The organism is Parafrankia elaeagni, from assembly GCF_000374165.1.
GTDB lineage: Bacteria > Actinomycetota > Actinomycetes > Frankiales > Frankiaceae > Parafrankia > Parafrankia elaeagni.
Window position 1 is genome coordinate 125,153 of sequence record NZ_KB893711.1, and the last position, 11,760, is coordinate 136,912.

At 71.4% G+C, this 11,760-nt stretch carries 8 protein-coding genes and 1 tRNA gene; 6 read left to right on the forward strand and 3 right to left on the reverse strand.

Annotated elements, in window-relative coordinates; translation table 11 throughout:
* Positions 1 to 187 precede the first annotated feature (187 nt).
* A complete protein-coding gene (locus B207_RS42275; RefSeq protein ID WP_268258194.1) occupies positions 188 to 541 on the forward strand; it encodes a DUF5999 family protein in 354 nt (117 codons plus the stop codon).
* Between the two features lie 274 nt (positions 542 to 815).
* Positions 816 to 2,309 (forward strand): bifunctional phosphatase PAP2/diacylglycerol kinase family protein, encoded by a 1,494-nt coding sequence (locus B207_RS0107365; protein ID WP_154675194.1) that lies wholly within the window; start codon positions 816 to 818, stop codon positions 2,307 to 2,309.
* A gap of 38 nt (positions 2,310 to 2,347) precedes the next feature.
* Here B207_RS0107365 and B207_RS0107370 read toward each other — a convergent pair whose 3' ends face one another.
* Together B207_RS0107370 and aceE are read right to left on the reverse strand one after the other, a co-directional pair.
* Positions 2,348 to 3,187: a hypothetical protein gene (locus B207_RS0107370; protein WP_018635879.1), complete on the reverse strand. Its 840-nt coding sequence runs from the start codon at positions 3,185 to 3,187 to the stop codon at positions 2,348 to 2,350.
* A 710-nt stretch (positions 3,188 to 3,897) separates the two neighbouring features.
* Positions 3,898 to 6,714, reverse strand: coding sequence for a pyruvate dehydrogenase (acetyl-transferring), homodimeric type (aceE, locus tag B207_RS0107375; RefSeq protein WP_018635880.1), 2,817 nt, complete (start codon positions 6,712 to 6,714; stop codon positions 3,898 to 3,900).
* A gap of 455 nt (positions 6,715 to 7,169) precedes the next feature.
* Here aceE and B207_RS0107380 point away from each other — a divergent pair, with 455 nt between their 5' ends.
* Both B207_RS0107380 and B207_RS0107385 read left to right on the forward strand, forming a co-directional pair.
* Positions 7,170 to 7,559, forward strand: coding sequence for a YjbQ family protein (locus tag B207_RS0107380; RefSeq protein WP_035740239.1), 390 nt, complete (start codon positions 7,170 to 7,172; stop codon positions 7,557 to 7,559).
* A 399-nt stretch (positions 7,560 to 7,958) separates the two neighbouring features.
* A complete protein-coding gene (locus B207_RS0107385) occupies positions 7,959 to 8,396 on the forward strand; it encodes a DUF3052 domain-containing protein (RefSeq protein ID WP_018635882.1) in 438 nt (145 codons plus the stop codon).
* A gap of 590 nt (positions 8,397 to 8,986) precedes the next feature.
* Here B207_RS0107385 and B207_RS0107390 read toward each other — a convergent pair.
* On the reverse strand, positions 8,987 to 9,703 hold the full coding sequence (locus tag B207_RS0107390) for a DUF4234 domain-containing protein (protein ID WP_026310789.1): 717 nt from the start codon (positions 9,701 to 9,703) through the stop codon (positions 8,987 to 8,989).
* Positions 9,704 to 10,383: 680 nt separating this feature from the next.
* On the opposite strand from B207_RS0107390, the gene B207_RS0107395 reads away from it, so the two are divergent.
* Positions 10,384 to 10,842, forward strand: a complete 459-nt coding sequence (locus B207_RS0107395; RefSeq protein WP_018635884.1) for a peroxiredoxin — start codon at positions 10,384 to 10,386, stop codon at positions 10,840 to 10,842.
* Positions 10,843 to 11,636: 794 nt separating this feature from the next.
* Positions 11,637 to 11,708: transfer RNA gene (locus tag B207_RS0107400), tRNA-Val, on the forward strand.
* Positions 11,709 to 11,760: the final 52 nt, after the last annotated feature.

Here is an 11,760-nt window from a genome sequence, read left to right on the forward strand (position 1 = left end):
GGCTGCAATCTACCGATGTGCCGCGGCGGCGAGCGATCGCCGTCGGTGGCGGCCACGCCGAGATACACCCGGGCGCAACGGGCGGCCACCCCGGAGCCTCTACGGGCTCCTGGGCTGTGACACGCCGGTGGGCCCACAGGCGCCCCCGTGTGACGCGCCTAACGGAGAGGCGTAGCCTCTGGTGCTCGTGCACCAAGGAAGTGTTTTCGACCAGGCCCCGGTCACGCCGGCGCCAGCGCTGGGCGGAGAGCCGTCCGGCGACCCCTCCTCCGCTCCTTCCGCCGGACGTCGGCGGTGCCCTCACGACCCGCCGTGCCCGGCTGCGGACAGCGCCGATCACGACGCGGCGGTGGTCACCAACCGGCACTGCGACCAGGGCTGGAGCCTCCTCTGCAACGGTGTGATCCTCTTCGAGGACACCGGGGAGATCCTGCCCACCGGCCGCACGGTGGAGCCCCGGCGGCCCCTGCCGCGACCGGGATGCGTCCCGCGGCCCCCCGCGCCGCGGCGTTCGGCCGCGGCCACACCGACACCGGTCTGACCTGCGCCGGTCCAGGCTGATCCGGTCCAGGCTGGTCCGGCGCGGGCTGGTCCGGCGGCGTCGTCGGACCGCCGGTGGGTCCGCCGCAGCGCGGAAGGTCGGTTTGTACCGGGCAAACGGGTACGGTTCCGGCGTGACGTCCCCGCGACGGATTCCGCGACCCTCTCTTCGCGACCGCGTCCCGCGTCTTCGCGAGGACCTCCCGCTCCTGCTCGACCGTGTCCCCGTTTCGCCGCGCGACACGTCAGCGACCGCCGGCGTCGCACGGTTCCTGATGCGGCACGACGTCGAGCTCGCCCGGCGGTTCGTGCGGGCCTGCACCGCCGTCGACCGCGCGATGTTCTCCTCGATCGCGGGTGCCCGGCCCCTGGTCGACCCGCTGCTGCCCCGGCTCTCCCACGCCGCCGACCACGGGCTGCTCTGGTGGGGTGTGGCGGGTGCGCTGGGCGCGTCGAAGGGCCGCCGGCGCCCGGCCGCGATGCGCGGCCTCATGGCACTCGGAATCGCCAGCGCCGCCGCCAACGGTCCCGCCAAGCTGCTGTTCCGCCGGGACCGGCCGCCCACCCACGGCATCCCGCCGCTGCGCCGGCTCGGCCGTGACCTGACGACCTTCTCGTTCCCGTCGGGGCATGCGGCGTCCGCCGCGGCCTTCGCCACCGGTGTCGCGCTGGACTCGCCCGGTGTCGCGCTGCCGGTCGCCGCGCTGGCGTCGGCTGTCGCGTTCTCGCGGGTCTACGTGGGTGTCCACTACCCGGGTGACGTGATGGCCGGCGCCGCGCTGGGGGTCGGCGCCGGCCTGCTCACCACGAAGATCATGCCGCGGCGCCCCTGGACCCCGGCCCGGGCCAGGCCGGCGTCGGCCTGGGCTCCCGAGCTGCCGGACGGGACGGGTCTCGGTGTGGTCGTCAACTCCCGCTCCGGGGCAGGCCACCACGACGACCTCGTCGCCGTCCTGCGGGCCGACCTGCCGGGCGCCCAGGTCGTCGAGGTCGGCCCCGGCGAGGACGTCGGCGCCGCCCTCGATCGCGTCGCCGGGCACAGCCGGGTGCTCGGGGTCGCCGGCGGTGACGGCACGATCAGCGCCGCCGCCTCGGTGGCGCTCGCCCGGGGCCTGCCGCTCGCGGTGTTCCCCGCCGGCACTCTGAACCACTTCGCCGCCGACATCGGCCTGGCCGGGCCGGGGGACACCGTCAAGGCGGTGCGGGAAGGCACCGCCGTCGCGATGGACCTGGGCCAGGTGGACGGGCTCGGGGCCGGCGGGGCCCGTTTCGGCCGGGTCTTCGTGAACACGGCGAGCCTCGGCGGCTACCCGGACATGGTGCGGGTCCGGGAACGGTTCGAACGCCGCATCGGCAAGTGGCCGGCGATGCTGCTCGCGCTGAGCTGGGTTCTCTGGAACGACTCGCCCTTCGAGGCGGAGATCGACGGGGAGGCCCGGCGGGTATGGCTGATCTTCGTCGGTAACGGCCGCTACCTGCCCGACGGCTTCGCTCCGACCTACCGGACCCGTCTCGACGAGAGCCTGCTCGACCTGCGGGTGGTCGACGCGGACGCTCCGCTGGCCCGGCTGCGGCTCGTCGGCGCCGTCCTGACGGGGCGGCTCGGCCGGTCGCGTGTTTACGAGCAGCGCACGGTGGAGCGGGTGCGGATCTCGTCCAGTCAGGCCGCGCCGCTGCCGTTCGCGAGCGACGGCGAGGTCTCGGAGGGCATCCGCCGGATCGCGGTCACCACCAGCACGGCCCGCCTGGTGGTCTACCGGCCGGCCTGACGGCAGGCGGGGGCCCCGGCGGGCCCAGGGGCCTGCCGTCAGCCTCCTGAGGCGCCCTGAAGCGGTATCAGTGCCCGCAGCGGGGTGGTGAGCTGGGCGAAGACCTGTGGGTCGAGCAGGTCCTCGACGAGCAGCGCGCAGGCCAGGTCGGCGCAGAGCTCCATCACCCGCTCGTCCGACAGCGAGTCGGGGGCGGTCGCCAGCCGGCGGCACGCCGGGCACAGCCGCCAGAAGCCCTCGGCGGCACTGCGGCGGACCAGGGTCCACACCCGCCGCCGGCCGGTCAGGACGGCGCTGTCGAAGGCCCGCTCCATCGCCACCTGGTGGGCCTCGTCGTCCCGGGTGAGGACGGTCGTCAGCAGGCCGTCGAACACCTCGAGGCTGGCCGGGTCGTGGCAGCGGCGGGCCAGCCGCGGCAGGGTCGCCAGGACCCGCTTCACATCGGCGGCCGCCGGCCCCAGATCAGGTTCGTGCGAACGGACCCGGGGGTAGACCGTCCGCCAGGGCCGCAGGAGGGCGGTGTACTCCGAGCGGTTGAGGATCGGCTTGGCGTAGGCACCCGCGAGTGCGTCGCGCATCGCCCGCAGCGCGGTGGAGGTGATCGCGGGATCGAGGGTGACGAACTCCGCGCCGGCCAGATCGTCGGCGTAGATCGCGGAGAGCGCGTCGAAGGCGGCGAGGACCTCCACGACGAGCGGAGAGTCCGGCGCGAGGGCCTTGTCCCGGGCGGAGGCGAGCTGGCCGGAGTTACGCCACATCGCGGCGAGCGACACCAGCTCGCTGTCCGTGGTGTGCACCAGCTGGGCGAGGATGCCGAGGATCCCGCGGAGGTTCGGGTGCTCCTCGAGCCGATCGATGCGGCGAGCCCGGAGGATCATGCCTGCCGGCCCGGCTGGCGGGTGGCCCCCGGAAAGGCGACCGGACCGGTGCTCCTCGGGACACGCGACACGTGCTCCTCCTTGATCTCGTGGCGACCGGGCCGCGATGTGTCTGAGCCGGCGTTGAACCGCGCGGGTGCACCGGACACAGGGGGCACCACGCGCCGGCCGGTCACCTGCCCTCGGTGAGGGCGGTGCCGTGGCGCGGCTGGCACTGCACCGCGGGGCAGGCCCCGCGGCTTCTCGCGGACCGCCGGCTCACGCGTGACTGCGTCGCGTGGCCGTTGGCCGTAGATGTCACTCCCGAGACAATAGTGTCGCCGGTGACGATCCGGAACCGATTGTCGGTGACAGCTTGTCACAGGGAGCGCCGGGCTGGTGGCATCGTTGGTGTGCAGATGCTAGCCGGTGTACGACGGGAGCACGGTGAATGCGGAGCGTGGTGAACGTGTTTGGTTACGCTGCGTGCCGGAAGGTGCCGAGTGGGTCGTGGCCCCATGCCGCAACCGGCCGGGGTCACCACCCGGGGTCGAGATCGGTCCTCCGCACGAGGGCGACCGTGCCGCGGGCGGTCGCGGTGAGGAAGCGGCCCGGTACCGGCAGGGAGTGCCGTCACCCCCCCACGGGCGTGCCCGTCACGCGCCCGCCGCGCTCCCGCGGCGGGCGTATGACGGGTGTGTTCGGGTGGATGACGGCCGGAGAGTGTGTTGTCAGCCGGCGACGGCCGGCTCGTCGTCCTCCACTGCGGCGTCGACCGTGACCTCACCCGCGCCGTCCTTGCGCAGTCCGTAGCGGCGGATCGCGTCGTCCACCACGGCCTGCTCGACCTCGCCCGAACGGGCCAGCGCCTCCAGGGTCGCGACGACGACCGACTCGGCGTCGACGTTGAAGTGACGCCGCAGCGCGGCCCGGGTGTCGGACCGGCCGAAACCGTCCGTGCCCAGTGAGGTGTAGACCTGCGGCACCCACCGGGAGATCTGGTCCGGCACGGCCCGCATCCAGTCGGAGACCGCGACGACCGGGCCCGGCGCCCCGGCGAGGATCTGGCTGACATACGGCACCGCGGCCGGCTCCTCGGGGCGGAGCAGGTTGTGTCGTTCGCAGCCGAGCGCCTCCCGGCGCAGCTCGTTCCAGGACGTCACCGACCACACGTCGGCGGCGACCCCGTAGTCGGCGGCCAGCATCTCCTGGGCGGACAACGCCCACCGCATCCCCGTGCCGCTGGCGAGCAGCTGTGCCCGTGGCGTGGACGTGTCGCTCGGCGCGCCGGCCGACCCCTCGTCGCCGCCGGTGAGGGCGTCCGCGGTGCGGAAGCGGTACATACCGGCCAGGATCTGTGCCGGGTCGAGCCCCGCCGGCTCGGCCGGCTGGGGGACCGGCTCGTTGTAGACGGTCAGGTAGTAGAAGACGTTCTCGTCCCGCTCGCCGTACATCCGGTCGAGCGCGTCCCGGACGATGTGCGAGATCTCGAAGGCGAACGCCGGGTCGTAGGAGACGCAGGCGGGGTTCGTGGACGCGAGCAGCAGGGAGTGCCCGTCCTGGTGCTGCAGGCCCTCACCGTTGAGCGTGGTGCGCCCCGCGGTGGCACCGAGGAGGAACCCCCGGCCGAGCTGGTCGCCCAGGGCCCACATCTGGTCGCCGGTCCGCTGGAAACCGAACATCGAGTAGAAGACGTAGACCGGGATCATGTGCTGGCCGTGCGTGGCGTACGCGGAGGCGGCAGCGATCACCGAGCCCATCGACCCGGCCTCGCTGATGCCCTCGTGCAGCATCTGCCCGGTCTCGGACTCCCGGTAGGACAGCAGCAGCTCCCGGTCCACGGCCTCGTAGCGCTGCCCGTGCGGCGAGTAGATCTTCGCCGTGGGGAACATCGCGTCCATCCCGAACGTGCGTGCCTCGTCCGGGATGACGGGCACGAAGCGGGTGCCCATCTCCTTGGTCTTCATCAGGTCCTTGAGCAGCCGGACGAAGGCCATCGTGGTCGCCACCGGCTGCTTGCCCGAACCACGCCGCAGCTCGTCGAAGATGGACTTCGGCGGCTGCGCGAGTGGGCGGGCGCGCATCACTCGGCGGGGGATCGACCCGCCGAGCGTGGCCCGGCGCTCCCGCATGTACTGGATCTCCTCGGAGTCCGCGCTCGGGCGGTAGTACGGGGGCAGGTTCCCGTCGAGGGCGGAGTCCGGGATCTCGAGGTAGAGACGGTCGCGCAGCTCCTTCAGCTCCGCCTTCGAGAGCTTCTTCATCTGGTGCGTGGCGTTGCGGCCCTCGAAGTCCTTGCCCAGTGTCCAGCCCTTGATCGTGTGGGCGAGGATCACCGTGGGCTGGCCGGTGTGCTCGGTGGCCGCCTTGTAGGCCGCGTAGAGCTTGCGGTAGTCGTGGCCGCCGCGGGAGAGCTTGCGCAGGTCGTCGTCGCCGAGGTCGGCGACCATGCGGCGCAGGCGGGCGTCCGAACCGAAGAAGTGCTCCCGGATGTAGTCGCCCGACGACGTCGAGTACGTCTGGAACTGCCCGTCCGGAGTCGTGTTCATCCGGTGGACGAGGACGCCGTCGGTGTCCTTGGCGAGCAGGGGGTCCCAGTCGCGGCCCCAGACGACCTTGATGACGTTCCAGCCGGCGCCCCGGAACAGCGACTCCAGCTCCTGCATGATCTTGCCGTTGCCGCGGACCGGGCCGTCCAGCCGCTGCAGGTTGCAGTTGACCACGAAGATGAGGTTGTCGAGCTCCTCGCGGGCGGCGACGCCGAGCGCGCCGATCGACTCGGGCTCGTCCATCTCGCCGTCGCCGAGGAAGGCCCACACCTTGCTGCGGGAGGTGTCCTTGATCTGGCGGTTGAGCAGGTAGCGGTTGAAGCGTGCCTGGTAGATCGCGTCGATCGGGCCCAGCCCCATCGACACCGTGGGGAACTCCCAGAACTCCGGCATCAGGCGCGGGTGCGGGTAGGACGACAGCCCGCCCGGCTCGCCCTCGCGGCGGAACGCGTCCAGCTGCGCCTCGGTGAGGCGGCCCTCGAGGAACGCCCGCGCGTAGATGCCGGGCGAGGCGTGACCCTGGATGAAGATCTGGTCGCCGGAGTCGCTGCCGGGTGAGGAGGTCAGGTGATCCTTGCCGCGGAAGAAGTGGTTGAAGCCGACCTCGTACAGGCTGGCGCTCGACGCATATGTCGCGATGTGGCCGCCGACGTTGTATTCGGGCCGGTTTGCGCGGCTCACCATGATGGCGGCGTTCCACCGGATGTAGGCGCGGATGCGCCGCTCCACGTGTTCGTCGCCCGGGAACCAGGGCTCCCGCTCGGGCGGGATCGTGTTGAGGAAGTCCGTACTGGTCAGGCCGGGTACACCGACGGCCTTCTCTCGTGCACGCTCGAGGAGTTTGAGCATGAGGAACCGTGCCCGGCCCCGCCCGGACTCCTCGATGACGGCGTCGAGGGACTCGAGCCATTCGCTGGTTTCGGACGGATCGATGTCCGGCAACTGGCTCGGGAGCCCGTCGGTGATCACCGAGAACTTCCGCGTTGTGTCCTGCGCCACGCCAAACTCCTGCTCTCCGTAGCTCCTGCGCCGATGCCCTCTCACTATCGTGCTCCGTCTCGACACGGCCGTCACGCACGCCCTGCCTACCGAGCGGTAGCAAAACTGCATCGTCGTGACCTCATATCACCTGATCAACATCCGCGATATGACCATCTGTCGAGAGGTGGCGACGTTGCGTCGTATCTGATGGGAGTGGGCCGGTCCGGGGTCGCTGGTCGTGGATGCTCCGGACCGGTGCCCGACTCCGGACCGTGTGCGTCGAGCCGATCCGGGGAGCCGGCCGGGGACATGCCGTCGTGCGCCTATCGCGCAACCGGTGTGACATATCCGACCGGTCGGACTACGCGAAAGAAACACCCTTGGATTGGGGGATCGCGTGGGAGACCACACAGCGGACGCGCACTGCGAACGCGCGCAGCGAAGGAGAGGACATCGCCGTGGAGACGACCACGATGACGGTGCACACCGGACGTCAGGACCGGATCGTCGACCTCACGGCCGCGGCCGCGGAGTTCGCCGCCGGGCGCGGAGACGGGCTGCTGTCCGTCTTCGTCCCGCACGCGACCGCCGGGGTGGCGATCATCGAGCTCGGTGCCGGCAGCGACGAGGACCTCCTCGCCGCCCTGGCCACCCTGCTGCCCGCCGACGACCGCTGGCGACACGCACACGGCTCGCGAGGACACGGCAGATCACACGTGATGCCGGCCATCGTGCCACCTTCGCTGACGGTGCCCGTCCTGGACGGCCAGCTCGCCCTCGGCACCTGGCAGTCGGTGGCCCTGGTCGACCTGAATGTGGACAACTTCGAACGAACTGTCCGGTTGTCCTTTCTCTCTGGCTGACGGCCCGCCGTCTGCGGCCGCCGGTGGCGGGCCGCTACAGCTGCGGCCCCGGTCGTGCCTGATGGCAGCCCTCTGGCCGGACGGACGGGTTCCGAGAGGTCGGACATCACATACCCGCAGGTTGGGCCGATGGTGACATCATGTCGGTGGGTTTGCCGACACGGGTTGACGGAACGGCCTGACGGTAGCGAGATTGTGTCAGCGGAGATCGTTGTGGAACGGCCGGCATCCCCCTGCTTGTCCACAACCCCCGGCGTGGCACTTGCGCACCCACCGGATGGTCCGGTGGACTAGGCCCACGGCGGGGCGCGAGAGCGGATCGTCGTCGACCGGTCCGCCCACGACCGGGGCGCCTCGCCACCGCGAGGTGTCGTGTAGACGAGCAGGAGGTATCGGAGGGTGAGTCCGACCGCGGCGAACGCCGAGGGTCAGCGCCGTGCGGAACGTCTGGGAGTCGCGGCCGGCACATTGGTCCAGTCGCTCAACGAGGACGACGACATCGCCCAGGACCTGCTTGACGCGGTCATCACGGCGAGTGGCACCGAGCTCGTTCCGGAGGACTCCGACGACGTGATCGACGTCGTCCTCCTCTGGTGGCGCGAGGACGACGGCGATCTTGCCAACGCCCTCATCGACGCGCGCAGACAGTTGTCCGAGGAAGGCGTGATCTGGCTGCTCACCCCCAAGGCGGGTCGCGAGGGCCATGTCGAACCCAGCGACGTCCTCGACGCCGTGCCCACCGCGGGCCTGGTCCAGACCAGCACGGTCAGCGTCGCGGCCGAATGGGCCGGAATGCGGCTGGCAGCGCCCAAGTCGCAGCGGGTCCGCCACCGCTGAGAGCGCCTGGCATCCAGCCGGGGATGGCGACGGCGGCGTCGCCATCCGCTCTGGCGTGCCCCGGGCCCTGGTGGTGCGGCGCCGTGAGCGCGCGGTCTGGTCGCGCGGTCTGGTGTCGAGGAGGGCGGCGGCGCCAGCTGCCCGTCGTAGGGGCGTAGGGCTCAGGCCCTCCGTTAGAGCCGACTGGCGAGCGGCCGCGGGCGCCCCCTGCGCTCGCTCCGAGCCTTGGCGACCCGTCGGGCCACCAGCCGGTGGGCAGAGCGGAGTCGGGGCCTGAGCGGCAACGCCTCCTACGGGCCAGCCAGACGGGATGATCGGCTGTCCGGCCGGGTTGTGGCTCGCCCGCCCGGGTGAGGTCAGGCGTCCACGGATCCCGCGGAACTCATGGATGTCCGCCGTGGCCCGGGCTCGGTCGGCAGCGAGACGGCGCGGGCACGGCGCGTTCCGCGCGCGGAGCTCCCGCACGGCCTCTGCGGCACGGCCGGCCGCCGCGGTCTTCAGCACTCCGGGGATCGCTCCTGAAGCCTCCCGGGGCTTCCCGAAGCGCTGAAGTCACACCGGACAGATCGACGACTCTGCCGTTGACAGGCTCAGAAGCTCAGCGGTACCTGCTGGCCTTCCACCGCGCCGGGGTAGCGGCTCCAGATCCGGTTGATCTCGAACTGGAGGTAGAGAGCGCCACCGCCGATGAGCCACAGCACCATGGCCAGCCCCGGGCTGATCTCCGGTACCCCGGCCGCACGCTGCGCGTCGCGGGTCCGCGTGCCGAGCCGCCAGGTCGCCACAAACGGCGGAACAATCAGAACCCAACCAATAAGAAATGCCAGGACAGACAGCGTCGGATTGACCTTGATGCGCGGGTTGTAGGCCGCGAGCTCCTTGTTGGTCTTGTAGACCCACACCAGGCTGTAGATGCCCAGCGTGATGATCGGGAGACCGAGCCAGACCGCGAACGGGTTGCGCCGCTTGCCGAGAACTCCGGCGCCGACCGGGGAGGCACCGACCGGCGGTGGTCCGTATCCCGGGGGTACCGGATAGGTCTGGTTGCCGGGGTATGGCTGCGGGGGGTACGGACCCTCTCCGCCCGACGGATACGGGGGAGCGGGATGACCGCCCGGCCCGGGCGCGCCCGCCCCGTAGTACCCGCCAGGGCCACTCGGGCCGCCGGGTCCGGGCCCAGGCTGGCCGCCGGGGAACGAACCGAAGGTGCCGCCCTGCCCAGGCGGTGGCCCGCCGGGGCCTCCCTGGCCGCCGGGTCCCCAGCCGGGCGGGCTGGGGGGTGGCATCTGATTGGTCAAGGTGGTCACGACCTCCCTGCTGTCGGCGTCCGTGGGCGACCGACAGCCATCCCGCGGACTCGCCCATGACCCCCAGGGCCACAGGCCAGATCACCGGCCGGACGTGCATTCCGTGCCAGTTGTCTTCCGTGTTGGTCGGCCCGATTGTTCACCGTGGCCGTTGCCCGGTCAGACTAGGGCACCGGAGTCACAGAAACCCGCTCCCGCGCCTTTCTGTCGGATCCTTGACCGGAAATGCGCGTTCCGTATCTGCCCCGATACCCTTCGGATTCGAGCCCTGTGGGTGGGCCTCTCCGCCCCTGACCGGCTGGCCGTCCTCCTCGATCGGACCTCGCCCGGCCGCATCGGTGTCCCCGGACCGGGTTGTGCGGCAACCTGCAGATCGGCCGTTGTGTGCGTCGATGTGGCCTCTGGGAAGCCCTCGTGCCCTGGCAGCCCACGGGCCCCGTCGCGGCGGGTCCACCCCACCGACCTGGAGCTGCCGCGTTGGACGGCCAGACCTGCGCACTGGTGGGCGCTGCCGGCAGGGCAGCGCGGACGTCCCGGATCCGGCACACCGGCAGCGGGCGGGCGCCAAGGCTGCCTCCCACGGTGGCATGCTGGCGGAGAGACCCGACAGGTCGCGAAGACTGTGAGGTCGAGCAGCACCCCAGGACGCGCAACCTAACCGCAATCGAGAGGAAGAGCTCGTGACCGTCGACGTCGGAGCCGTCGCCCCTGACTTCTCGTTGAAGGACCAGAACAACGAGGTTGTCACCCTGTCAGACTTCCGGGGCCGCCGTAACGTCGTGCTCCTTTTCTACCCGCTGACCTTCACCGGCGTCTGCCAGGGCGAGCTGTGCTCCGTCCGGGACGACCTGGGCTCCTTCCAGAACGACGACGTGCAGGTGCTGGCCATCTCCGTCGACTCCGCCTTCGCTCACAAGGTGTGGGCCGACCAGCAGGGCTACGAGTTCCCCCTGCTCGCCGACTTCTGGCCGCACGGCGAGGTGGCCAAGGCCTACGGAGTCTTCAACGAGGAGAAGGGCATCTCCCTGCGCGGGACCTTCATCATCGACAAGGAGGGCAAGGTGCGCTGGAAGGTCGTCAACAACATTCCGGACGCACGCGACCAGGCCGAGTACCTCAAGGCTCTCGCCTCGCTGTAGCTCCGACGAGCCGGCGGGCGGGTCATCCTGCTCCGTCGGGCTCCCGCACGGAAACCGCACTGGGCCCGCGGGCCCAGTGCGGGGCCCGTGCGGGAGCCCCGCGAGGTCGGATGCGGCCACGTGCCCCGCCGGACTCCGAGGACGGTGAACCTCATGCCGTGTTTCCGCTGCAGCTCTCGTCAGACCGACCCGGTCCGGGGAACGAGCCCCTGGCACCGTGTGGTCGTCAACGGCGAGCAGGTCCTGGTCTGCCCGACCTGCCGCCCCGCCCCGGAATGGGACACGGTCCTCGACCGCTGCGACCGGTGTGCCTCCACCCGCCTCGCCAAGGCCCTCGGAACAGTCCTCTGCCGCGACTGCGGGGCGCGCAAGGAGCCGGCCCCTGCCTCCCCTCCGCCGGCTCCGGAGGCGTCCGGGCCGCCTGCGGCCAATCCGCCGCAGCCCGCCACTGCCCGCCCGGCCGATGCCACCCCGGCGGACTCGCGAGTAGTGGATCCGAGCGCGGCAGACGCCCAGAAGGGCAACGAAGCCGCCGGAGAACCTCCGGCGGATGCGCCGCCGCCCGCAGATCGTTCCGCCGAGCCGGCGGCGCGTTCCAGCGACCTGGCAGCGGATGTCGACGCGGCCCTCAGCCGTATGTTCGGCAGGCCTCGTCCCGTCTCCTGACCCACAGCTCGCGATCATCCGCTAACGTTGCCTCCTGGCACGGTGAACCTCCTGATGCGGAGGGGAGCCGCGCGAGCTGCAAGATGTCGCTGGTGCTGGCCCTGTGTTGCGTAGGCTGGCACCATCCCGGGCGCGTAGCTCAGCGGGAGAGCGCTCGCCTTACAAGCGAGTGGTCGCAGGTTCGATCCCTGCCGCGCCCACGCGCTGGTTCCGCGTGCTTGTCGATCTTGCGATCGCCTGCGGCGCAGCCGT

Excerpts from the sequence above, each read along its gene's own strand:
- B207_RS0107365 (WP_154675194.1), top strand. The coding sequence starts at position 816 with ATGCGGCACGACGTCGAGCTCGCCCGGCGGTTCGTGCGGGCCTGCACC.
- B207_RS0107370 (WP_018635879.1), bottom strand. The coding sequence starts at position 3,187 with ATGATCCTCCGGGCTCGCCGCATCGATCGGCTCGAGGAGCACCCGAAC.
- B207_RS0107380 (WP_035740239.1), top strand. The coding sequence starts at position 7,170 with ATGACGGTGCACACCGGACGTCAGGACCGGATCGTCGACCTCACGGCC.